This is a genomic window from Streptomyces sp. NPDC044571, from assembly GCF_040647115.1.
Lineage (GTDB): Bacteria > Actinomycetota > Actinomycetes > Streptomycetales > Streptomycetaceae > Streptomyces.
In genome coordinates, this window is record NZ_JBEZBN010000029.1 from 19993 (window position 1) to 42642 (window position 22650).

Consider the following 22650-nt stretch of genomic DNA (forward strand, 5'->3'; position numbering starts at 1 on the left):
GCCGCGGTCCCCGCCCCGCCGGGGCACGGGTAGCGGAAGCGGGGCCGGGGCACGTGCCCCGGCCCCGCTGTGAGGTCGGACGGCTCAGGCCAGCTTGGCCAGGAGGACCTCGACGACCTCCGACAGGGCCACCGGCGCCTGCTCGCCCGACTCCATGTCCTTCAGCTGGACGACGCCCTCCGCCAGGTCCCGTTCCCCCGCGACCAGCGCGAAGCGCGCCCCGCTGCGGTTCGCGTCCTTCATCGCACCCTTGAGGCCCTTGCCCCCGTACGCGATGTCCGCCGCGATCCCGACCCGCCGCAGCTCCGTGACGAGGGAGAACAACTTCGGCTTCGCCTCGCCGAGCGCCACCGCGAACACCGACGTCGTCGGCGGGATGTCCAGGTCGACGCCCTCCGCCTCCAGCGCCAGCACGGTGCGGTCCACGCCGAGCGCCCAGCCCACCGACGGGAGCGCCGGTCCGCCGATCATCTCGGACAGGCCGTCGTAGCGACCGCCGCCGCCGACCGCCGACTGCGAACCGAGGCCGTCGTGGACGAACTCGAAGGTGGTGCGGGTGTAGTAGTCGAGCCCGCGCACCAGCTTCTCGTCGTCCTCGAAGGCGACCCCGGCCGCCGTGATCAGCGCCCGCACCTCCTCGTGGTACGCCTTGCACGCGTCGCACAGGTAGTCGCGCAGCACAGGGGCGCCGACGAGCTGCTTCTGGACGTCGTCCCGCTTGTCGTCGAGGACGCGCAGCGGGTTGATCTCGGCCCGGCGGACGGTCTCCGCGTCGAGGTCGAGGCCGCGCAGGAAGGACTGCAGCGCCTCCCGGTACACCGGGCGGCACTCCTTGTCGCCGAGCGAGTTCAGCAGGATCCGGAAGTTGCGCAGGCCGAGCGAGCGGTAGGCCTGGTCGGCCAGGATGATCAGCTCGGCGTCCAGGGCCGGGTCCTCGGCGCCGATCGCCTCGGCGCCGACCTGCGAGAAGTGCCTGTACCGGCCCTTCTGCGGGCGCTCGTAGCGGTAGTACGAGCCCGAGTACCAGAGCTTCACCGGCAGGCCGCCGGCCTTGTGCAGGTTCGCCTCCAGCGCCGCGCGCAGCACGGAGGCGGTGCCCTCGGGACGCAGGGCGAGGTTGGCGCCGCCCTTCGTGGTGAGGGTGTACATCTCCTTGGTCACGATGTCGGTGGACTCGCCGACACCGCGGGCGAACAGGTCGACGTCCTCGAAGCCGGGGGTCTCGACGTACCCGTAGCCGGACAGGCGCAGCGGCCCGGAAATGGCGTCGCGGACGGCCAGGTACTTCGCCGAGTACGGCGGGATCAGGTCGTACGTGCCCTTGGGGGCCTTGAAGGTGCTCACGGAAGTCTCGTCACATTCCTCGTCGTGGAGCGGGCGCGGCACCCCTGGGGTCCGCTCCCAGGCCGGCGGCGACCTCCCGCAGGTACGGGTTGCCCGCGCGCTCGCGGCCGATGGTGGTCTGGGGGCCGTGGCCGGACAGCACCACGGTCGAGTCGTCGAGCGGCAGGCACACGCGGGCCAGCGATTCGAGCATCTCGGCGTGGGAGCCGCCGGGCAGGTCGGTGCGTCCGATGGAGCCGGCGAAGAGCAGGTCGCCGGAGAAGAAGACGGACGGGATGTCCGCGGCCTCCGGCGTCCGGAAGGTCACCGACCCCTTGGTATGGCCGGGCGCGTGCGCGACCGTGAAGTCCAGACCGGCGAGCTTGAGCCCCGCGCCGTCCGTCAGCTCGCGGACGTCGTCCGGCTCGCCGACGGTCAGTTCGCCCATCAGCGGCATCCCGATCGAGCGGCCGAGGGCCTTCTCCGGGTCGCTCATCATGTAGCGGTCCTCGGGGTGGATCCAGGCCGGTACGTCGTGCGCTCCGCACACCGGGACCACCGAGGCCACATGGTCGATGTGGCCGTGGGTGAGGACGACCGCGACGGGCTTGAGCCGGTGCTTCTTCAGCGTCTCCTCGACACCCTGGGTGGCCTGGTGGCCCGGGTCGATGATGACGCACTCCTCGCCGGCGGCGGGGGCGACCACGTAGCAGTTGGTCCCCCAGGCTCCGGCGGGGAATCCGGCAATCAGCACGTTCGTCCTCAATCGTCGTCCGGCGGGAGCTGCTGCAGCGGTCCCGGATCGGAATGCTGCTGCTCAGAGCCTACCGGCGCGGCTCGTTACACAGCGAACCCATATACGGTACGGCCTATCCGAGCCCGGACAGCGGTGCCAGACACGTACAAGGAGACGACCCGGTGGTCACGAGCGATCAGCGGCGGCGACAGCTCGCCAGGGAGAAGTACGAGCGTCAGCAGAAGCGCAGGGCGGAAGCCCGGCGCAAGGCGCGGCAGCGGGCGGCGGTGATCGGCGCGGCGGTGGCCGTGGTGGTCGCGACGCTGGTGGGCCTGGTCGTGGGCGGCGTCTTCGACAAGGACAAGAAGGACGAAGCGGCGGACCCGTCGGCGAACCCGTCGGCCTCGCCGACGCCCCGGCAGTCCCCCGCCCCGGCGATGGCGATCGACCAGAAGGCGAAGTACACCTTCGACCTGAAGACCAGCGCGGGCGAGGTCAAGGTCGAGATGGACGCGGCGAAGACGCCGGAGACCGTGAACTCGTTCAAGGCGCTGGCGGACAAGGGCTTCTTCGACAAGACGAAGTGCCACCGCCTGACCACCTCGGGGATCTTCGTGCTCCAGTGCGGCGACCCCCAGGGCACCGGCATGGGCGGCCCCGGCTACACCATCGCGGACGAGAACCTCGATTCTCTGGGCAAGCCGAACGAGCAGGGTCAGGTCGTCTACCCGGCAGGCACGGTGGCGATGGCCAACACGGGCCAGCCGCACAGCGGCGGCAGCCAGTTCTTCCTGGTCTACAAGGACAGCCCGCTGGCCCCGTCCTACACGCCCTTCGGCAAGATCGACGCGGCGGGCCTGAAGGCGCTGGAGGAGGTCGCGAAGGCGGGGACGGCCGACGGCGGCCAGGACGGGGCCCCGAAGACCCCCGTGACCATCGAGAAGGCCACCGTCACGCAGAACTGACGGTTCCGGTGGCCGGGCCCGGCCGGCGTCCCTCCCGTACGGCGATATTCCGTCGTGCGGGATGCGGACAGCCGGCCCGGCGGTCGCCTATGTTGGCGTTGTGCAGGGCGGGCGCTGCCCGCCCCAGGAAACTGTGGACGATGCCCAGGGGGTGAACCCCTCGCAGGCATCAGGTGGAGGAGGCGCTGTGAGCAGCGACCCGTGGGGCCGCGTCGATGAGACGGGCACCGTGTACGTGCGTACTGCCGAGGGCGAGAAGGTCGTCGGCTCTTGGCAGGCGGGCACCCCTGAGGAGGCCCTGGCCTACTTCGAGCGCAAGTACGAGGGCCTGGTGGTCGAGATCGGCCTCCTCGAACGGCGGGTGCGGACCACCGACCTGTCCGCCAAGGACGCGCAGACGGCGATCGACCACCTGCGAGCCCAGGTGGAGGAGCACCACGCCGTGGGCGACCTCGACGCCCTGCGCGTGCGGCTGGACAAGCTCGTCGCGACCGTGGAGTCGCGGCGCGAGGAGCGCAAGGTCCAGAAGGCCAAGCAGACGGACGAGGCCCGTGCGGCCAAGGACGCGCTGGTCGTCGAGGCCGAGCAGCTGGCGCAGAGCGACCAGTGGCGCAGCGCCGGCGAGCGGCTGCGCGCCCTGGTGGACATCTGGAAGGGGCTGCCCCGGCTCGACCGCAAGTCGGACGACGAGCTGTGGCACCGCTTCTCACACGCCCGCTCCGCCTTCTCCAAGCGCCGCAAGGCGCACTTCGCCTCGCTGGACGCGCAGCGCGAGGAGGCCCGCAAGGTCAAGGAGAAGCTGGTCGCGGAGGCCGAGGTGCTGTCGAAGTCGACGGACTGGGGTCCGACGGCCGCGCGCTACCGCGAGCTGATGGCGGACTGGAAGGCGGCGGGCCGGGCGCAGCGCGAGGCCGAGGACGACCTGTGGAACCGCTTCCGCGGTGCGCAGGACGTCTTCTTCGCGGCGCGCGGCGAGGTGTTCGCGGAGCGCGACGCCGAGCAGGTGGAGAACCTGAAGCTGAAGGAGGAGCTGGCCGAGGAGGCCGAGAAGCTCGTCCCGGTGACGGACCTGAAGGCGGCCCGGGCCGCGTTCCGTTCCATCAACGAGCGCTGGGAGGCCATCGGCCACGTACCGCGTGACGCCCGCCCGAAGGTCGAGGGCCGGATGCACGCGGTGGAGCGGGCCATCCAGGAGGCCGAGGAGGGCGAGTGGCGCCGTACGAACCCGGAGGCGCGGGCCCGTGCGGCCGGTCTGACGGGTCAGCTGCAGGCGGCGGTCGACAAGCTGCGTGAGCAGATCGACGCGGCCCGTGCGGTGGGCAACAACGCGAAGGCCGACAAGCTGGCCCGCGAGCTGGAGGGCCGCCAGGCGCTTCTTGACCAGGCTCTGAAGGGCCTGGAGGAGTTCGGCGGCTGATCACCCGGCCCCCGCCAGGGCGCGGAGGACGACGGCCCCGGTACGGATGTCCGTACCGGGGCCGTTCGCGTCGGCGGGGCCGTTCGCGGCTGCCGGGCGGATCGCCTCGGTGGGCCGCTCACAGCGCGCGGCTGCCGTCCTCCAGGAGGTCCAGGGCGTGTTCGAGTACCGCACAGGCCTCCACGTGGTTCCCGGACTCCTGCAGCAGGGCGGCCAGGCGGCGGCACACCTGCACGGCCTCCGGTCCGTAGAAGCGGTGTGCCTGCTGGAAAGCCTCCTCCAGCACCTCGATGGCCTCCCGGGTCTGTCCGGTCTCCTGGAGGATGTCGGAGAGTTCCAGCTGCACGGCCAGCAGGTCGCCCTCCCCGTCGGGCATCCGCTCCTGCAGGGCGAGGCGCAGGACGGGCAACGCGTCCCCGCTGCGGCCGGCCGCCCGCAGGGAGCGGGCCAGCCCGATCCCCGCGACGACCATGGCGGAGCGCACGTCGGCGGCCAGGACGGGGCCGGCGGGGGCGCCGCTCACGGCCCGGGCCCGGTTGCGCACGAGCCGGAGCCGGCCCATGCCCCGTTCCTGGGCGCTCTGCGGGAGCGGCCTGTTCTTGCTGCGCAGCCTGGACTCCATGGTGCGGCACAGGGTGTCCAGGTCGATCAGCTCGGGCCCGTCGTGGATCCCGTCGCGCAGGATCCTGAGCAGCTCTCCGGTGAACGCGGTGTGCCGCTCGCCGTCCGGGGCGAGGGCGACGCGGTCGCGCGGCGAGGCGGTGAGGACGTACGCGCCCTCGACGGCCGCCTGCGCGGCGAGCGCCTCCGGGGGGCCGGCGAGCGTACGGGCGGCCCGGCCGCTGAAGCAGCAGTCGAGTACGACCACCTTGCGCCGGGCCCCGGAGTCGCGCAGCGCGGAGCGCAGGTGCTGGTAGGCGACGGCGGTGTACCCGACGTGCTCGCGGGAGCCCTGGAGGGCCAGGTAGAGGTCGGCGGTCTCCGCGTCCCGCATGCCGTGTCCGGCGAAGTAGACCAGGAGCGTGTCGGCGGCCTCCTCCCCCGCCCGGTTGACCGGGTCGAGGAGCTCGGCGGGGTGCTGCGGGTCCAGCACGGTGGTGCAGTGCTGCTCGGGCAGTCCCCAGACGGTCGCGTCGCACAGTTCGGCGGCCAGGTCCTTGACGTTGGCCTCGACCGCCGGGAGCGCGGCGAGATGGCGGTATCCGGCGGTGCCGATGAGGACGGCGCGCGAGGCCCCGGGGTCAGGAAGCCCCGTCATCGTCCCCGTCCTGCGGCCGTACGGGCTCCAGCGCGGCAACGATCCGGCGCAGCACCTCGGGGTCCTCGGCCGCTTCACCGGTGAGCCGGACTTCGTAGACCCCGCGGGTGACGGTGAGGGAAGGCGCCCGGCGGCGGGAGGCCTGCCACTGGAGCACCGAGAAGACCAGCGAGGCGGCGGACAGGCCGGATCCGACGGCGAGTTGGAGCACGTCGAAGCCCGGGCTGCCCATGGGCGTCGCGGGCGCAGTCGTGTCCGGCGCTGAGGGCGGCGGCGGGCTGTCGCTCCCGATCACGGCGCGCACGTCGCGACCGAGGGCCTCGTCCTCCTTCAGCCAGCGCAGCAGTGACCGCAGCTCGGCCTCCGGCCCGTCTCCCGGTCTGACGGGGTCCACCCGTAACGCGTACTCAGGCATCCGATCCGTTCCTCTCCTGTCCCGTTCCGATGTGCGTGCTCACCCGGGCGAACAGCTCCAGCGCCGCGGCGGGCTCCCCGAGCCGGGCCTGGCACACAGCCTGCCAGTACTGGCAGGCGAGGGTGGTCGGATGGCTCGCGCCCAGCGATTCATGGCAGTACGGCGTGACTCCGGCCAGGAGTTGGGCCGCCTGCCGGAACTCCCCGCGCTGGACCAGGACGACGGCCTCCCGCTGCCGGGACAGCGCGGTGCGCTCGGTCATCCGGCTGTGCACGAGGCGGCGGGTCAGATCGCTGAGGCTGAGCTGGCTCGGCGCCTCGGCGGCCTCGCTGTCCGCGACGTCGACGTCCTGCCAGTCGAAGGCGGGAACCGGCTCGGGGGCCACGGCTTCCCACCCGCCGGGTTCCTCCACCGTGCGGCGGCCGGGATACCGCGCGCGCTGCGCTTCCCGGGGCGGCTCCTCCAGGTGGTGCCGGAGGAGCTCGACGACCTGCTGTTCTCCTCCGGCCGCCCAGGGCCTCAGCGTCGCGGCCGCCTCGGCCGCGTTCAACGGCCGGCCCCGGGGGTCGACGGCGCAGAGGGAGTCCACCGCCCACAGCAGGCCGTCGGGCAGCGGGAGCCGGTGCTCCCTGAGCGAGGGGACTCCCTTGGCGGCCTTGAGCACCAGGACGCCGAAGTCCATGGGCCGGCTGCCGAACGGCGGACTTCCGGTCAGCATGAAGTGGAGGCAGGCGCCGACGCTGTAGAGGTCGGTGGCTCCCGAGGGCGCCACCCCCTGGATCCGTTCCGGAGCCATGTACTGGGCCGTGCCGACCAGTTTGCCGCCGGCCGTGGTGATCCGGGGTTCCTCCGCCACCACGGCGAGGCCGAAGTCGTAGAGCACCACCCGGCCGTCCCGGCTGATGCGCACGTTGCCGGGTTTCACGTCGCGGTGCAGGACCCCGCTCCTGTGCGCCGCTTCCAGGGCCCCGAGCATCTCGACGGCGATCCGGCATGCCGCCGCCACGGGCAGCGGGCTCCCGGCGGCCATGACCGAGAGGTCGATGCCGTCGAGCAGCTCCATCACCAGGTACGGCGTTCCGCTGTCCCGGTCGACCCCGGAGTCGTAGATCCCCACGACCCCGGGGTGGCGGATCCGCGCCAACGCGATGGCTTCGGACACGAACCGCCGCAGCGTCTCCTGCGAGGGGCTCGTCCCGAAGGCCGAGAGGATCTTCACCGCGACGGGGCGCCGCAGTCGGGTGTCCTCCGCGGCGAACACCACGCCCATGCCGCCGCGGCCCAGGACGTTCAACGGGCGGTAGCGCTCGGCGAGTTTCGCGGGGAACACGTCGGTACCTGCCACGTGCTCCCCCCGGGGTGGCGTCGGCGTGGGCGTAGGCCGGTCAGGGCCTCCTTGCTGAGGTCACACGGTAGACGTCGTAGACGCCCTCCACACCCCGAACGGCCTTCAGGACGTGGCCCAGGTGCTTGGGGTCGCCCATCTCGAAGGTGAAGCGGGAGGTGGCGACCCGGTCGCGGGAGGTCTGGACGGCCGCCGAGAGGATGTTCACGTGCTGGTCCGACAGGACCCGGGTGACGTCCGACAGCAGGCGGGACCGGTCCAGGGCCTCGACCTGGATGGCGACCAGGAAGACCGAGGACTGGGTGGGCGCCCATTCCACTTCGAGCATCCGCTCCGGCTGCTGCGAGAGGGAGTCCACGTTGACGCAGTCGGCGCGGTGAACCGATACGCCGCTGCCGCGCGTGACGAAGCCGATGATCGGGTCGCCCGGTACCGGGGTGCAGCAGCGGGCCAGCTTGACCCAGACGTCGTCGACGCCCTTGACGACCACGCCGGGGTCGGCGCTGCCGCGCCGCTTGGTGCGGGCGCGCGAGGGCGGGACGCTCTCCTCGATGTCCTCGTTGGCCGCTTCCTCGCCGCCGAGGGCCTGCACCAGCTTCTGCACGACGCCCTGCGCGGCCACGTGGCCCTCGCCGATCGCCGCGTACAGGGAGGAGATGTCGGGGTAGCGCATCTCGTGGGCGAGGGTGACGAGCGAGTCGCCGGTCAGGATGCGCTGGATCGGCAGGTTCTGCTTGCGCATGGCCCGCGCGATGGCGTCCTTGCCGTGCTCGATGGCCTCGTCGCGGCGCTCCTTGGAGAACCAGCCGCGGATCTTGTTGCGGGCCCGCGGGGACTTGACGAAGCCGAGCCAGTCGCGGGACGGGCCCGCGCCCTCGGCCTTGGACGTGAAGACCTCGACGAGGTCGCCGTTGTCGAGGGTCGATTCGAGCGGGACGAGCCGCCCGTTGACCCGGGCCCCTATGGTGCGGTGGCCGACCTCGGTGTGGACGGCGTACGCGAAGTCCACGGGAGTGGCTCCGGCCGGCAGCGCTATGACGTCGCCCTTGGGGGTGAAGACGAACACCTCGTTGCGGGAGAGGTCGAAGCGCAGCGAGTCGAGGAACTCGCCCGGGTCCTCGGTCTCCTTCTGCCAGTCCAGCAGCTGGCGCAGCCAGGCCATGTCGTTGACCGTGTCCTGGCCGGCGCTGCCCTTGGCGGCCTGCGGGACGTCGGTGCGGACCTTGGAGGTGCCGGCGACGGTCTGCTGCTTGTACTTCCAGTGCGCCGCGATGCCGTACTCGGCGCGGCGGTGCATGTCGAAGGTGCGGATCTGCAGCTCGACCGGCTTGCCGCTGGGCCCGATGACCGTCGTGTGGAGCGACTGGTACATGTTGAACTTGGGCATCGCGATGTAGTCCTTGAACCGGCCGGGGACCGGGTTCCACCGCGCGTGGACCGTGCCGAGCGCCGCGTAGCAGTCGCGGACCGTGTCGACGAGGACGCGGATGCCCACCAGGTCGTAGATCTCCGCGAAGTCACGGCCGCGGACGATCATCTTCTGGTAGACGCTGTAGTAGTGCTTGGGGCGGCCGGTGACGGTGGCCTTGATGCGGGCGGCCCGCAGGTCGCTCTGCACCTCGTCGGTGACGACGGCGAGGTACTCGTCGCGCTTGGGCGCCCGCTCGGCGACGAGGCGGACGATCTCGTCGTACATCTTGGGGTAGAGGATCGCGAAGGCGAGGTCCTCCAGCTCCCACTTGATGGTGTTCATGCCCAGCCGGTGCGCCAGCGGGGCGTAGATCTCCAGGGTCTCGCGAGCCTTCTTCTCCTGCTTCTCCCGCTTGAGGTAGCGCATCGTGCGCATGTTGTGCAGGCGGTCGGCGAGCTTGATGACCAGGACGCGGGGGTCCTTGGCCATGGCCACGACCATCTTGCGGACGGTCTCGGCCTGCGCGGCCTCGCCGAACTTGACCCGGTCCAGCTTGGTGACGCCGTCGACGAGAAGGGCCACGGCGTCGCCGAAGTCGCGGCGCAGGTCCTCCAGCCCGTACTCGGTGTCCTCGACGGTGTCGTGCAGCAGGCCGGCCATCAGGGTGGCCGGGTCCATGCCGAGCTCGGCGAGGATGGTGGTGACGGCGAGCGGGTGGGTGATGTACGGGTCGCCGCTCTTGCGCTTCTGGCCGCGGTGCCAGCGCTCGGCGACCTGGTACGCCTGCTCGATCTGGCGCAGGGTCGCCGTCTCGATCTTCGGGTCGTTGCTGCGGACTATGCGGAGCAGGGGTTCCAGTACCGGGTTGTACGGGTTGGAACGCTGGACGCCGAGGCGGGCGAGCCGTGCGCGTACGCGGTTCGAGGACCCGGCCGACTTCGCCGGCACGGGCTTCGCCGGCGCGGGCCGCACGGGCGGGGCCGGCGGGGGCGTGGCGGGGGGCGTCGCGGCCTGCTCGGTCTGCGGTTCGGGCTGCGCGGCGGAGAGTGGCTGGACCTCGTCTGGCAAGAGCGCTCCTCTGGGGGTCCCCCCGGACGGAGTCCGGGGGACGATCCGGTGCCCCGGTCAGGTCCGGATAAACCATGGTAGCGAGGGTTGCACCGCCCTGTTCCCCGCGCCCGGGGAGTGGAACGGACCGGGTATGCGCAGCGGGCGGGTACCCGGGGTGTCCCGGGTACCCGCCCGCTTCACGGGTGGTGTCGTCAGACCGCGATCAGACCACGATCAGCGCGTCCAGCGGGGCGCCCGCCAGCGCACCGGACAGCCGCTCGCGGCCCGGCAGGAACGACAGCTCCATCAGTACGGCCACACCGGCGACCTCGGCACCCGCACGGCGGATCAGCGTGAGCGAGGCCTCGGCCGTGCCGCCGGTGGCCAGGACGTCGTCGATGACCATGACCCGGTCACCGATGGCCAGGTCCTCCGCGTGGACCTCGATCTCGGCGGTCCCGTACTCCAGGTCGTACGCCTGTCCGAGCGTCGCGCCCGGCAGCTTTCCGGCCTTGCGGACCGGCACGAAGCCGATGCCCGCCTGGACCGCGACCGGGGCCGCGAGGATGAAACCGCGCGCCTCCAGCCCGACGATCTTCGTGGCACCGTACCGGGTGGCGAGGTCCACCAGCTCGGCCGTCAGCGCCGCGAAGGCCTTCGGGTCGGCCAGCAGCGGGGTGATGTCCTTGAACATCACGCCCGGCTTCGGGTAGTCGGCGACGTCCTTGATCCGGCTGAGCAGCAGGTCGTGCACCTCGGGGGACAGCGGGCTCACCGGCGCCGCCCCGCGCGGCCCTGCGCCACGACCTGGGGTCCGGCCTCGGACCCGTGTCCCTCGTCCGCGGGGCCGCCCTTGGCGGCCTCGGCCTCGCGCTTGGCGAGGACCCGCTTGCGCAGGGCCTTCATGGCGGGCTCGCGCTCCTTCAGGTCCACGACCAGCGGGGTCGCGATGAAGATCGAGGAGTACGCACCGGCCGCGAGGCCGACGAACAGCGACAGCGAGATGTCGTTGAGCATGCCCGCGCCCAGGAAGCCGCCGCCGATGAAGAGCAGCGCCCCGACCGGGAGCAGCGCGACGACCGTGGTGTTGATGGAACGGACCAGGGTGCCGTTGATGCTGCGGTTGGCGACGTCGCTGAAGGTGTAGCGGGTCTGCTTGGTGATGTCCTTCGAGCCCTCCTTGAGACCGTCGAAGACGACGACGGTGTCGTAGAGGGAGTAACCGAGGATGGTCAGCAGACCGATCACGGTGCCCGGCGTCACCTCGAACCCGACCAGCGCGTACACGCCGACCGTGATCGTGAGGTCGTGGATCAGGGCGATCAGTGCCGCGACCGCCATCCGCCACTCGAAGGCGATGGCGAGGTAGATCACGACGAGGACCATGAAGACACCGAGGCCGGTCCAGGCCTTGTTCGCGATCTGCTCGCCCCAGCTGGGGCCGACCAGGTCGGCGTTGATGTCCTTCTCCGTGACCTTGAGGTCGGCGGCGAGCTCCTTCTTCACGTCGGCCGCCGCGTCGGTGTCCAGACCCGAGATCTGGATGCGCAGGCCGCCGGTGCCGAGCTCCTGGACGATCGCGTCGTGGCCCGAGGCCTTCTCCGCGGCCTCGGTCGCCTTGGCGACGGAGACGGCCGTCTTCGGGGTGGTGAAGACGGCACCGCCCTTGAACTCGATGCCCATGTTGAGGCCTTGGACGGCCAGGGCCACGATCGCCGTGATGGTGATCAGGATGGAAACGCCGTACCAGACGAAACGCTTGCCGACGAAGTCGTACCCGACCTCACCGCGGTACAGCTTGGCGCCGAGATCTCCCAGCTTCGACATCTCTCACGCCTCCTTTACGTCGACGGGAGCGGTGACGGAAGCGGCGCCGGTGGCCGTACCGGAACCGGTACGGCGGGACCGGCGGAGCGGCGGCTTGGCGCCGAGCCGCTTGGGGTCCAGTCCGGACCAGGGGTGACCGCTGGAGAAGAACTTCGTACGGGCCAGCAGCGTCATGACCGGCTTGGTGAAGAGGAACACCACCACCACGTCGAGCAGGGTGGTCAGACCCAGGGTGAAGGCGAAGCCCTGCACCTTGCCCACGGTGACGATGAACAACACCGCGGCGGCCAGGAACGACACGAAGTCGGAGACCAGGATGGTGCGCCGGGCGCGCGGCCAGGCCCGCTCCACGGCGGGACGCAGGGTGCGGCCCTCGCGGATCTCGTCGCGGATGCGTTCGAAGTAGACGATGAACGAGTCCGCGGTGATGCCGATCGCGACGATCGCACCGCATACGGCGGGCAGGTTCAGCGCGAAGCCGATGCCCTTTCCGAGCAGCGCCATGATCGTGTAGGTGAGGACCGCGGACACCAGGAGGCTGATGATGGCGATGAACGCCAGGCCTCGGTAGTACACGAGCAGGTAGATCACGACGAGGGCGAGGCCGATGGCGCCGGCGATCAGGCCGGCCTTCAGCTGTTCGCCGCCGAGCGCGGCGGTGACGGTGGTGACGCTGTCCTCCTGGAAGGACAGCGGCAGGGCGCCGTAGGAAAGCATGTTGCCCAGGTCCTGCGCGGACTGCTGGGTGAAGCCGCCGGAGATCTCGGCGTTGCCGCCGGTCAGCGCCTGGCTCACGGACGGGTCGGAGACGACCTCGCCGTCGAGCACGATGGCGAACTGGTTCTGCGGCATCTGCTTGGTGGCGAGCTCACCGGTGATCTTGGCGAACTTGTCGGCGCCCTTGTCGGTGAACTCCATCGTGACGATCCACTGGCCGCGGCGCGGGTCGATGACGCCCTTGGCGTCCTTGACGTCCGTGCCCGCGACCCCGGCCGGGCCGAGGATCCACTTGCCCCAGGCGTCGCCGCGCTTGCCGCAGGCGAGCGTGGGCTCCTCGGGCTTGGCACCCTTGCCGGCGGCGGCGCGCTGCGCCTCGTTGGTGCAGTCCAGCGCGGCGAACTTCGCCTGGAGGTCGGCCGCGGCCGCATCGGCACCCGAGGGGGCCGGGGTCGGCGCGGGGGCCTTGGTGTCGTCTGCCTTCTTCGACTCGCTCGCCGAGGGCGAGGGAGTGGGCGCGGCCGGGGCCTTGAGGGCCTCGCTGAGCGCACGGCCCTGGGAAGTGGCGCTGGACGACGGGGTGGCCGGCGCGCTGGGCTTGCTGCCCTCGGCCTTGGGGGCGCCGGAGCCGCTCGCGGAGGGGCTCGGCGTGGCCTCGGGGGCCACGGGGGCGCCGTCGGCGAAGGCCAGGACCGGGCGGAAATAGAGCTGGGCGGTGGTGCCGACCTGCTCGCGGGCCTGCTGCTCGTTCGTCCCCTTGGGGATGTTCACGATGATGTGGTCGCGGCCCTGGGTCTGGACCTCGGCCTCCGTCACGCCGAGACCGTTGACGCGGCGCTCGATGATGCCGACCGCCGTGTTCATGTTGGTCTCGTTGATCGCGTCCGGCTTGCCGGGCTCGCTCTTGGCCTTGAGCGTGATGCTCGTACCGCCGGCGAGGTCGATGCCGAGCCGGGGGGTCGTCTGCTTCGTGAGGAACATCCCCGCGGTGAGCGCCACCATTGCGATCAGGATGACGGCCAGGGCGCGCCCCGGCCTCCCCTGAGCCCCCGTGGGCCGCCGGCCCTTCTTCGGTGCTGCCACCTTGTCGTATCTCCCTGTCCAACCGTCCCGCGCCGGGTCAGCGCGCGGACGGCCACGAAATGTGTGTGGGGACCCCTGCCCCCCGCAGAAGTGTCACTTACGGGGACCGCGACGGCTGCCGGTCAGGCGCCCGCGGTCCCCGGCCGGGCGCGTGCTACTTCGCGCCGGCGTCGCCGTCGGCCTTGCCGTCCTTGGGCTCGTCGTCCTCGGGCTCGTCCTTCTTGCCCAGGTCGAGCTTCGGCGTCCCGGTCCCGGGCGCGTCCGCGGACCCGTCCTCGGTCCCGGTCAGCGACGAGGCGTCGTCGGGGACCACCGGCGCGTCGATCGTCGGATCTTCGACGATGCCGTGGACGATGCGGTTGTACTCCGCGTCCTCCAGGACGGCGCCGATGGCGTTCTTGGCGTAGATCGCGTGGACGCCGGGGGCCACCTCAAGGGTGACGGTGTCGTCGCCGATCTCCTTCACCGTGGCGTACATGCCGCCGATGGTGCGGACGCCGGTGCCCGGCGTCATCTGCTCGCGCATCTGCGCGGCCTGCTGCTGCCTCTTCTTCTGGCTGCGGGTCAGCAGGAACATGGCGCCGACACCCAGGAGGATGGGGAGGAGGAATGAGAGATTCACGGACGTAGGTCCTTCGCACGACCGCACATGCGGCGGCCTTTTCTACGGGGGTGGGCATACCGACCGGAAGGGTCGGCATCGGCGGAGTCTAGGCGAGTCCGCACCGATGGAACAACGCCCAGCATGGCACCGCAGTTCCTGAGCGGTCGAACCTCCGCGCCGTCAGGCCCCGAACAGGCCCTGTTGTCCGCTTGATCCACTCCCGCCGTGCTGCGGCGGGACAAGCCCCAGGTGAGCCCATGCGGCGGGGGTCGCGACCCGCCCGCGAGGGGTACGGGCGAGCAGGCCTTCGCGGACGAGGAACGGCTCGGCGACCTCCTCCACGGTCTCCCGCTCCTCCCCCACCGCGACGGCGAGGGTCGACAGCCCGACGGGCCCGCCGCCGAAGAGCTTGAGCAGCGCCTCCAGGACGGCCCGGTCCAGTCGGTCCAGCCCGCGCCCGTCCACCTCGTACACCTGCAGGGCGGTGGCGGCCACCTCCCGGGTGACCACGCCGTCGGCCCGCACCTGGGCGTAGTCGCGGACGCGGCGCAGCAGGCGGTTGGCGATGCGCGGGGTGCCGCGCGAGCGGCCGGCGATCTCGGCGGCGCCCGCGGGGTCGATCTCCACGTCGAGGAGGCGTGCGGAGCGGTGGATGACGCGCTCCAGCTCCTCGGGCGCGTAGAACTCCATGTGCCCCGTGAAGCCGAAGCGGTCGCGCAGCGGAGGGGGCAGCAGCCCGGCCCGGGTCGTCGCCCCGACCAGGGTGAACGGGGGCAGCTCCAGCGGGATCGCGGTCGCGCCGGGGCCCTTGCCGACGATCACGTCGACCCGGAAGTCCTCCATGGCCATGTAGAGCATCTCCTCGGCGGGCCGGGACATGCGGTGGATCTCGTCGAGGAAGAGGACCTCGCCCTCCTGGAGGGAGGAGAGGATGGCGGCGAGGTCCCCGGCGTGCTGGATGGCGGGGCCGGAGGTGATCCGGATGGGCGCACCCATCTCCGCAGCGATGATCATGGAGAGGGTGGTCTTGCCGAGGCCGGGGGCGCCGGAGAGCAGGACGTGGTCCGCGGTGGCGCCGCGCTGGCGGGCGGCCTTCAGAACGAGGTCCAGCTGCTGGCGGACCTTTTCCTGGCCGACGAACTCGCCGAGGTCCTTGGGGCGCAGGGCCGCCTCGACGGCGGTGTCCTCGCCGTCCGCCGCGGGCGCGACAATGCGCTCGTCCCGGTCGCTCTCGTCGTCCCAGTTCACGGTGTCAGTCTGCCTTCTCGGTTCGTACGGTGATCGGCTTCGCGCCGCGGCGGCGCCCCGGTCAGCGGGCGCGGTTCAAGGTCTGGAGGGCGGCGCGCAGCAGCTGCGGGACCGGGGCGGCGCCGCCGGCGGCGATGGCCGCCTCGGCCTGTGGGGTCACCGCCGTGACGGCCTCCTCCGCCTCCCGGGCGGCGTAGCCCAGGCCGATGAGGGCCGCGGAGAGCTGCTCGGTCCAGGGGGCGGGCCCCGTGGCGGCGGCCCGCTGGGCCCCCACCAGGGCGCCCGTGCCCAGCGGCGCGCCCAGCTTGTCCTTGAGCTCCAGGAGCAGCTTCTGGGCCCCCTTCTTGCCGATGCCCGGCACCGCCATCAGGGCCTTCTCGTCCCCCGAGGCGACGGCCACCCGCAGCGCGTCCGGACTGTGCACCCCGAGCATCGCCTGCGCCAGCCGGGGCCCGACCCCGCTGGCGGTCTGGAGCAGCTCGAAGACCTGGCGCTCGTCGTCGTCGGCGAAGCCGTAGAGCGTCAGCGAGTCCTCCCGCACCACCAGGGAGGTGGCCAGCCGGGCGCTCTCGCCGATCCGCAGGCCCGCGATGGTGTTCGGCGTGCACTGCACGGCCATCCCCACTCCCCCGACCTCGATCACGGCCAGGGTGGGGGCGAGTGCGGCGACCGGGCCGCTGACGAACGCGATCATGAGGGGCGGCCTTTCGAGGCGGAGGCGTGCAGGGCGACCGCCTGCTGGAGGCGGCTTTGGGCGGGAGCCCGCCAGATGTGGCAGATGGCGAGCGCGAGGGCGTCCGCGGCGTCGGCCGGCTTCGGCGGGGCGGCGAGCCGCAGCAGCCGGGTCACCATGGCGCCGACCTGCGCCTTGTCGGCCCGGCCGCTGCCCGTGACGGCGGCCTTGACCTCACTGGGGGTGTGCAGGGCGACCGGTATCCCGCGCCGGGCGGCACACAGCATGGCAACGGCGCTCGCCTGTGCGGTCCCCATCACCGTACGCACGTTGTGCTGGCTGAACACCCGCTCCACGGCGACGACTTCGGGCCGGTGCACATCCAGCCACTCCTCGATGCCCTGTTCGATGGCGACGAGCCGGCGACCCAACTCGGCGTCCGCCGGGGTGCGGACCACGCCGACGCCGATCATGGTCAGGGGCCGTCCGGCCACCCCCTCGACCACGCCGACACCGCACCGCGTCAGCCCCGGGTCCACACCGAGTACGCGCACCGTGCCCCCTCCTCGCGCCGAACGCCCCGTTGACGCCGTCAGACTATCCGGCACCACTGACAAGCCGACGGGCCGACGGAGTGTCCCCGTCGGCCCGTCGCCACACCTGGATGGAAGGCGCAGCCTAGGCGTCGACCTTCTCCATGACCTCGTCCGAGACGTCGAAGTTGGCGAAGACGTTCTGCACGTCGTCGCTGTCCTCCAGCGCGTCGATCAGCTTGAAGATCTTGCGCGCGCCCTCTTCGTCGAGCTCGACCTGCATGGTCGGGACGAAGCTGGAGTCGGCCGAGTCGTAGTCGATGCCGGCCTGCTGGAGCGCGGTACGGACCGCGACCATGTCGGTGGCCTCGCTGATGATCTCGAAGGTGTCGCCGTTGTCGTTGACCTCTTCGGCACCGGCCTCAAGCACCGCGCCGAGCACGTCGTCCTCGGTGAGCTCGCCCTTCGGCAGGATGACGACGCCCTTGCGGTTGAACAGGTACGAGACCGAGCCCGGGTCCGCCATCGAACCGCCGTTGCGGGTCATGGCGACGCGGACGTCGGACGCGGCGCGGTTGCGGTTGTCGGTGAGGCACTCGATGAGGACCGCGACGCCGTTCGGGCCGTAGCCCTCGTACATGATCGTCTCGTAGTCCACGCCACCGGCTTCGAGGCCGCCGCCGCGCTTGACCGCGGAGTCGATGTTCTTGTTCGGGACCGAGCTCTTCTTGGCCTTCTGGATGGCGTCGTAGAGCGTCGGGTTGCCCTCGGGGTCGGCGCCGCCCATCCGGGCCGCGACCTCGATGTTCTTGATCAGCTTCGCGAAGAGCTTGCCGCGCTTGGCATCGATCACGGCCTTCTTGTGCTTCGTCGTAGCCCATTTAGAGTGGCCGGACATCCGCCTGTCTCCTTCGCGTAACCAACAGTGTTCGTCTCCGATCCTACCGGGACCTGGTTACAGCCCCGCGCGCACCATGTCGACGAAGTACGCGTGCACCCGGTCGTCGCCGGTGAGTTCGGGGTGGAACGAGGTCGCCAGCACGCTGCCCTGGCGGACGGCGACGGTGTGGCCGTCGTACGTGGCGAGCACCTCGGCGGCGGCGCCGACCGACTCGACCCACGGGGCGCGGATGAAGACGCCCTCGACGGGGCCGCCGTCGATGCCGGCGAAGTCGATCTGTGCCTCGAAGGACTCGTTCTGGCGGCCGAAGGCGTTGCGGCGGACGATCATGTCGATGCCGCCGAGCGTCTCCTGGTCGTCACGGCCGTCGAGCAGCTTGTCGGCGAGCATGATCATGCCCGCGCAGGTGCCGTAGACGGGCATGCCGGTCCGGACGCGCTCGCGCAGCGGCTCCAGCATGCCGAACAGGACGGCGAGCTTCGACATCGTCGTGGACTCGCCACCGGGGATCACCAGGGCGTCGACCTCGGCGAGCTCCTCGGGACGCCGGACCGGCCTGGCCACGGCGTCCGCCGCGGCCAGGGCGATCAGGTGCTCCCGTACGTCGCCCTGCAGGGCCAGAACCCCGATGACGGGGGTGCCGGGAATGCTCATGCTGGTTACCAGCCCCGGTTGGCGTAGCGCTCGGCCTCGGGGAGGGTGTCGCAGTTGATGCCGACCATGGCCTCGCCCAGGTTGCGGGAGGCGTCCGCGATGATCTTCGGGTCGTCGAAGAAGGTGGTGGCCTTCACGATGGCGGCGGCGCGCTTGGCCGGGTCGCCCGACTTGAAGATGCCGGAGCCGACGAAGACGCCCTCGGCGCCGAGCTGGCGCATCAGGGCGGCGTCGGCCGGGGTGGCGACGCCACCGGCGGAGAACAGCACGACCGGAAGCTTGCCGAGCTCGGCGACCTCCTTGACGAGCTCGTACGGGGCGCGCAGCTCCTTGGCGGCGGCGTACAGCTCGTTGTTGTCGAAGCCGCGCAGCTTGGCGATCTCGTTCTTGATCTGGCGCAGGTGGCGGACGGCCTCGACGACGTTGCCGGTGCCGGCCTCGCCCTTGGAGCGGATCATGGCCGCGCCCTCGGCGATGCGGCGCAGGGCCTCGCCCAGGTTGGTGGCGCCACAGACGAAGGGGGTGGTGAACGCCCACTTGTCGGAGTGGTTGACCTCGTCGGCCGGGGTCAGGACCTCGGACTCGTCGATGTAGTCGACGCCGAGGGACTGCAGGACCTGGGCCTCGACGAAGTGGCCGATGCGGGACTTGGCCATGACCGGGATGGAGACGGCGTCGATGATCTCTTCGATCATGTTCGGGTCGGACATGCGGGCCACGCCGCCGTCCTTGCGGATGTCGGCGGGCACCCGCTCCAGGGCCATGACGGCCACGGCGCCGGCGTCCTCGGCGATCTTGGCCTGCTCGGCGTTGACCACGTCCATGATCACGCCGCCCTTGAGCTGCTCGGCCATGCCGCGCTTGACGCGGGAGGTGCCGATCGCCGAGGACTCAGCGGACTGCGGGGTGGAGGGAAGCGTGCTCACGGATTGACCTCACTCGGGCTGGTGTACTCGGTGTACGTACCTGACGTACTTGCCTGAGGAAACCCTCCCGGACCAGTCCACTGCAAGGGCCAATATGGAGCGAGTGGCCCTTTCGGAGGCTCCATGCGGTCTAAGTCGGCCGATCCGCAAGATCCACCGGAGGCTCGTCGTCCATTTCGAAGGCGAGCGGGAAGGGCGCATGCCCGGCCAGCCGGAACCACCGCACCTTGCGGTGCCGGCGCAGGGCCCGCGCCGCCCGTACGGCGTCGTTGTGGAACCGCCGCGCCATGGGCACCCGCCGCACGGCCGCGGCGAGCTCCTCGGCGGCGCCCTCGCCCCCGGGGGCCGCCTTGAGCGCCTCGACCTGGCCGGCATCGGCGAACACCGCGCGCAGCGCCTGGCTCAGCTCGCTCTCGGCGACCTCGCGCTGCTCCTCCTCGGCCTGCCGGGCGGCGTGGGCGGCCTCGTACAGCACGAGCGAGGAGGCGGGGTCGAGCACCCCGGAGGTGGCCACCTCCAGCACCACGGAGGCCCGCCGCACGAGCTGCGCGTCGAGAGCCGCCCGGGCCGCATCCATCCGCGAGTGCAGCCGGTCCAACCGCCCGGCGGTCCAACTGAGGTACACCCCGACCACGCCGAGCGCCAGGGCAATCCACACAAGGGTTTCGATCACGCCGCGCGACTCTACCGGTCACCGCGTCCCCCGCACGGCCCACCCCGGGCCGCGGTCAGGGGGACGGGTCGCGGGTGAGGCCGAGGCGGGTCCGGAGGGGGGCGCGTTCGTCCGCGGCCACCGCCGTCGCGCCGTCCGTCACCGTTTCGTAGACCGCCAGGATGTCCGCGCCGACCGTCGACCAGTCGAAGCGCCGTACGTGGGCCGAGCCGCGGGCGCTGAGTTCCGCGCGGCGGGCCGGGTCGCGGAGGAGGGAGACCGCCGCCGCGGCCAGGGCGTCGGAGTCCTCGTTCGTGAACAGCTCCCCCGCCGCGCCCTGGTCGAGGACCTGCGCGAACGCGTCCAGGTCGGAGGCCAGGACCGCCGCCCCCGCCGAGAGGGCCTCGACCAGGATGATGCCGAAGCTCTCGCCCCCGGTGTTCGGCGCCACGTACACGTCGACGCTGCGCAGCAGGCGTGCCTTGTCCTCGTCCGAGACCATCCCGAGGAACTCGACGCGGGAGCGGAGGGCCGGCGGCAGGGAGGACACCGCCTCCTCCTCGTCGCCGCGGCCCGCCACGAGCAGGCGTACGTCCGGGCAGGCCTCGACGATCCGCGGGAAGGCGGCCATCAGCACGGGGAGCCCCTTGCGGGGTTCGTCGATGCGGCCGATGAAGCCCAGGGTCACGCCGGCCCACTCCGCCTTCGGCTCGGCCGAGGCGAAGAAGTCCACGTCCACGCCGTTGGGGATGACCACCGCGTCCCCGCCCAGGTGCTCGACCAGCGTGCGCCGGGCGTACTCGCTCACCGCGATCCGGGCGCTGATCTTCTCCAGGGCCGGCTGGAGGATCGGATAGGCCGCGATCATGGCCCGCGAGCGCGGGTTGGAGGTGTGGAAGGTGGCCACGATCGGCCCCTGCGCCGCCCAGCAGGTCAGCAGTCCCAGCGAGGGCGAGGTCGGCTCGTGGATGTGGATCACGTCGAAGACCCCGTCGTGCAGCCAGCGCCGGACGCGGGCGGCCGACAGGAAGCCGAAGTTCAGCCGGGCCACCGACCCGTTGTACGGCACGGGCACCGCCCGCCCCGCCGAGACCACGTACGGCGGCAGCGGCGTCTCGTCGTCGGCCGGGGCCAGCACGGACACCTCGTGGCCGAGCCGGATCAGGTGTTCGGCCAGGTCCCGGATGTGGAACTGGACCCCTCCGGGCACGTCCCACGAGTACGGGCAGACAATGCCGATCTTCACGCGGAGCGCTCCTCCAGGTCGTCCAGCCACAGCCGCTGGAGCATGTGCCAGTCCTCCGGGTGCTCTGCGATCCCCCCGGCGAAGGCGTCCGCCACCGCCTGGGTCATGGCGGCCGTCTTCTCGGTCCGCGTCCCGGCCTTGGGCACCTCCACCTCGGGGTGGATGCGCCCGTACAGCTTCGGGGTGTCCCCGTAGTACAGGGTGACGGGCAGCAGCACGGCGCCCGTCTGCTGGGCCAGCAGCGCCGGCCCGGCCGGCATGCGGGCCGCCGCGCCGAAGAAGTCCACCTCGACCCCGGAGGCCGACAGATCGCGGTCGGCGACCAGGCAGATCAGGCCGCCGGAGCGCAGCCGCCGGGCGAGGGTCCCGAAGGTGGCCCCACCGTTGTGGGGCAGCACCTCCATGCCGAGGCCCTCGCGGTAGGCCACGAAGCGGTCGAACAGCGACTCGGGCTTGAGGCGCTCCGCCACGGTGGTGAACCCGACCCCGACGTGCCTGGTCACCCAGGCCCCCGCCAGGTCCCAGTTGGCCAGGTGCGGCAGTGCGGCGATCACCCCGCGCCCCGAGGCGATCGCTTCGCGCAGCAGGTGCTCGTCCTTGATCTCGACGTCCGTGGCGAAGCGCTGCGGGTCCATGGCCGGGAGTCGGAAGGATTCCATCCAGTAGCGCATGTACGAGCGCATGCCGGCCCGCGACAGCTCCCGCAGCTGCTCCGGGCCCGCCTGGGGCACCACCCGGGCCAGGTTCGACTCCAGCCGCAGGACGCTCTTGCCGCGCCGCTTCCACGCGTAGTCGGCGATCCGCCGGCCGAGGGCCACCGCGGCCGGTTCGGGCAGCTTCTTCACCCCGGCCCAGCCGAGCCCGTACAGCCCGTCGACCAGCTTGTCCTGCATCCGGCCCATCAGGCCGCGCCCGCTTCGGAGGCCGACGCCGCGGCATCCGCCTCCGCCGCCTCGCGGCGTACGGTGACCACCCGCTGGATCAGGGTGACCAGCGAGCCGGCCGCAACGATCCACAGCGCGATCGGCAGCAGCACCCCGATCCACGAGGGCACCCCGAAGGTCTGCAGACCGGAGAGACCGGCCGCGACCAGCGAGATCACCAGCCGCTCGGCGCGCTCGACCAGCCCGTTGACGGCCACCGGCAGCCCGATCGACTCGCCGCGGGCCTTGGTGTACGAGACCACCTGGCCGCTGGCGAGGCAGAAGATCGACACCGCGCACAGCACGTTGTCGTGCCCGGAGCCCGCGTACCACAGCGCGAGTCCACCGAAGATCGCCGCGTCGGCCACCCGGTCGAGGGTGGAGTCGAGGAAGGCGCCCCAGCGGCTGGAGGTGCCGGCCTGGCGGGCCATGTTCCCGTCCACCAGGTCGGAGAACACGAAGAGGGTGATGGTGATCGTGCCCCAGAAGAACTCCCCCCGCGGGAAGAAGACCAGCGCTCCCGCCACCACTCCGGCGGTGCCGATGAGGGTGACGGCGTCCGGGCTCACCCCCCGCCGGAGCAGAAATGCGGCGAATGGCGTGAGAACACGCGTGAAGAATGCACGCGCGTACTTGTTCAGCATGGCCTTCCCGGAGGGTCGCTGGGCCGTACGGCCCCATCGGCCACCGGCTGGCCCATCGTAGCCAGCGCCCCGGTCCGCCATGCCGCGCACCCACGGTTC

Annotated in this window: 22 protein-coding genes; 2 read left to right on the top strand and 20 right to left on the bottom strand. The window is 71.6% G+C overall.

Annotated elements, in window-relative coordinates:
• Positions 1–84: 84 nt before the first annotated feature.
• Positions 85–1344 (bottom strand): histidine--tRNA ligase, encoded by a 1260-nt coding sequence (gene hisS / locus AB0B01_RS17490; RefSeq protein ID WP_361719163.1) that lies wholly within the window; start codon positions 1342–1344, stop codon positions 85–87.
• Positions 1345–1354: 10 nt separating this feature from the next.
• A complete protein-coding gene (locus AB0B01_RS17495) occupies positions 1355–2077 on the bottom strand; it encodes an MBL fold metallo-hydrolase (protein ID WP_361719166.1) in 723 nt (240 codons plus the stop codon).
• Positions 2078–2241: 164 nt separating this feature from the next.
• On the opposite strand from AB0B01_RS17495, the gene AB0B01_RS17500 reads away from it, so the two are divergent.
• Together AB0B01_RS17500 and AB0B01_RS17505 are read left to right on the top strand one after the other, a co-directional pair.
• Positions 2242–3024, top strand: a complete 783-nt coding sequence (locus AB0B01_RS17500) for a peptidylprolyl isomerase (protein ID WP_361719169.1) — start codon at positions 2242–2244, stop codon at positions 3022–3024.
• Between the two features lie 187 nt (positions 3025–3211).
• On the top strand, positions 3212–4441 hold the full coding sequence (locus AB0B01_RS17505; RefSeq protein ID WP_361719171.1) for a DUF349 domain-containing protein: 1230 nt from the start codon (positions 3212–3214) through the stop codon (positions 4439–4441).
• Between the two features lie 118 nt (positions 4442–4559).
• Here the strand turns inward: AB0B01_RS17505 and AB0B01_RS17510 are convergent, their stop codons facing one another.
• From AB0B01_RS17510 to pgsA, 18 genes are all read right to left on the bottom strand, one after another.
• Entirely contained in the window at positions 4560–5699 is a 1140-nt protein-coding gene (locus AB0B01_RS17510) for a caspase family protein (protein WP_361719174.1), read from the bottom strand.
• Positions 5683–6114, bottom strand: a complete 432-nt coding sequence (locus tag AB0B01_RS17515; RefSeq protein ID WP_361719177.1) for a hypothetical protein — start codon at positions 6112–6114, stop codon at positions 5683–5685. Before AB0B01_RS17515 ends, AB0B01_RS17510 begins: the two co-directional genes overlap by 17 nt.
• The gene (locus tag AB0B01_RS17520) at positions 6107–7459 is read right to left on the bottom strand and encodes a serine/threonine-protein kinase (RefSeq protein ID WP_361719180.1); all 1353 of its coding nucleotides are present in this window, start codon (positions 7457–7459) and stop codon (positions 6107–6109) included. Before AB0B01_RS17520 ends, AB0B01_RS17515 begins: the two co-directional genes overlap by 8 nt.
• A 40-nt stretch (positions 7460–7499) precedes the next feature.
• Positions 7500–9938 (bottom strand): bifunctional (p)ppGpp synthetase/guanosine-3',5'-bis(diphosphate) 3'-pyrophosphohydrolase, encoded by a 2439-nt coding sequence (locus AB0B01_RS17525; protein WP_361719183.1) that lies wholly within the window; start codon positions 9936–9938, stop codon positions 7500–7502.
• A 205-nt stretch (positions 9939–10143) separates the two neighbouring features.
• Positions 10144–10695, bottom strand: a complete 552-nt coding sequence (locus AB0B01_RS17530; protein ID WP_361719186.1) for an adenine phosphoribosyltransferase — start codon at positions 10693–10695, stop codon at positions 10144–10146.
• A complete protein-coding gene (secF, locus tag AB0B01_RS17535; protein WP_361719188.1) occupies positions 10692–11747 on the bottom strand; it encodes a protein translocase subunit SecF in 1056 nt (351 codons plus the stop codon). Before secF ends, AB0B01_RS17530 begins: the two co-directional genes overlap by 4 nt.
• A 3-nt stretch (positions 11748–11750) precedes the next feature.
• On the bottom strand, positions 11751–13547 hold the full coding sequence (gene secD / locus AB0B01_RS17540) for a protein translocase subunit SecD (protein WP_361719191.1): 1797 nt from the start codon (positions 13545–13547) through the stop codon (positions 11751–11753).
• Positions 13548–13701: 154 nt separating this feature from the next.
• The gene (yajC, locus tag AB0B01_RS17545) at positions 13702–14169 is read right to left on the bottom strand and encodes a preprotein translocase subunit YajC (protein ID WP_361719194.1); all 468 of its coding nucleotides are present in this window, start codon (positions 14167–14169) and stop codon (positions 13702–13704) included.
• Between the two features lie 162 nt (positions 14170–14331).
• A complete protein-coding gene (ruvB, locus tag AB0B01_RS17550; RefSeq protein ID WP_361719197.1) occupies positions 14332–15399 on the bottom strand; it encodes a Holliday junction branch migration DNA helicase RuvB in 1068 nt (355 codons plus the stop codon).
• A gap of 61 nt (positions 15400–15460) precedes the next feature.
• Positions 15461–16093, bottom strand: coding sequence for a Holliday junction branch migration protein RuvA (gene ruvA, locus AB0B01_RS17555; RefSeq protein WP_361719200.1), 633 nt, complete (start codon positions 16091–16093; stop codon positions 15461–15463).
• Positions 16090–16626 (bottom strand): crossover junction endodeoxyribonuclease RuvC, encoded by a 537-nt coding sequence (gene ruvC / locus AB0B01_RS17560; protein WP_361719203.1) that lies wholly within the window; start codon positions 16624–16626, stop codon positions 16090–16092. Before ruvC ends, ruvA begins: the two co-directional genes overlap by 4 nt.
• A 124-nt stretch (positions 16627–16750) precedes the next feature.
• Positions 16751–17503 carry a YebC/PmpR family DNA-binding transcriptional regulator gene (locus AB0B01_RS17565; protein ID WP_361719206.1) on the bottom strand — a complete coding sequence of 251 codons (753 nt, stop codon included), beginning with the start codon at positions 17501–17503 and terminating at the stop codon, positions 16751–16753.
• Between the two features lie 57 nt (positions 17504–17560).
• Entirely contained in the window at positions 17561–18160 is a 600-nt protein-coding gene (gene pdxT / locus AB0B01_RS17570; protein WP_361719209.1) for a pyridoxal 5'-phosphate synthase glutaminase subunit PdxT, read from the bottom strand.
• 5 nt (positions 18161–18165) lie between these two features.
• Positions 18166–19086, bottom strand: coding sequence for a pyridoxal 5'-phosphate synthase lyase subunit PdxS (gene pdxS / locus AB0B01_RS17575; protein ID WP_356848359.1), 921 nt, complete (start codon positions 19084–19086; stop codon positions 18166–18168).
• A gap of 130 nt (positions 19087–19216) precedes the next feature.
• Positions 19217–19759, bottom strand: a complete 543-nt coding sequence (locus AB0B01_RS17580) for a hypothetical protein (protein ID WP_361719212.1) — start codon at positions 19757–19759, stop codon at positions 19217–19219.
• A gap of 55 nt (positions 19760–19814) precedes the next feature.
• The gene (locus AB0B01_RS17585) at positions 19815–20984 is read right to left on the bottom strand and encodes a glycosyltransferase family 4 protein (RefSeq protein WP_361719215.1); all 1170 of its coding nucleotides are present in this window, start codon (positions 20982–20984) and stop codon (positions 19815–19817) included.
• Positions 20981–21886, bottom strand: coding sequence for a phosphatidylinositol mannoside acyltransferase (locus tag AB0B01_RS17590; RefSeq protein WP_361719218.1), 906 nt, complete (start codon positions 21884–21886; stop codon positions 20981–20983). Before AB0B01_RS17590 ends, AB0B01_RS17585 begins: the two co-directional genes overlap by 4 nt.
• Positions 21886–22551: a phosphatidylinositol phosphate synthase gene (gene pgsA / locus AB0B01_RS17595; protein ID WP_361719221.1), complete on the bottom strand. Its 666-nt coding sequence runs from the start codon at positions 22549–22551 to the stop codon at positions 21886–21888. The genes AB0B01_RS17590 and pgsA overlap by 1 nt, the downstream gene beginning before the upstream one ends.
• Between the last annotated feature and the right edge of the window lie 99 nt (positions 22552–22650).

Excerpts from the sequence above, each read along its gene's own strand:
- AB0B01_RS17515 (WP_361719177.1), bottom strand. The coding sequence starts at position 6,114 with ATGCCTGAGTACGCGTTACGGGTGGACCCCGTCAGACCGGGAGACGGG.
- AB0B01_RS17590 (WP_361719218.1), bottom strand. The coding sequence starts at position 21,886 with ATGGGCCGGATGCAGGACAAGCTGGTCGACGGGCTGTACGGGCTCGGC.
- AB0B01_RS17565 (WP_361719206.1), bottom strand. The coding sequence starts at position 17,503 with ATGTCCGGCCACTCTAAATGGGCTACGACGAAGCACAAGAAGGCCGTG.
- AB0B01_RS17510 (WP_361719174.1), bottom strand. The coding sequence starts at position 5,699 with ATGACGGGGCTTCCTGACCCCGGGGCCTCGCGCGCCGTCCTCATCGGC.
- pdxT (WP_361719209.1), bottom strand. The coding sequence starts at position 18,160 with ATGAGCATTCCCGGCACCCCCGTCATCGGGGTTCTGGCCCTGCAGGGC.
- ruvA (WP_361719200.1), bottom strand. The coding sequence starts at position 16,093 with ATGATCGCGTTCGTCAGCGGCCCGGTCGCCGCACTCGCCCCCACCCTG.
- secF (WP_361719188.1), bottom strand. The coding sequence starts at position 11,747 with ATGTCGAAGCTGGGAGATCTCGGCGCCAAGCTGTACCGCGGTGAGGTC.
- pgsA (WP_361719221.1), bottom strand. The coding sequence starts at position 22,551 with ATGCTGAACAAGTACGCGCGTGCATTCTTCACGCGTGTTCTCACGCCA.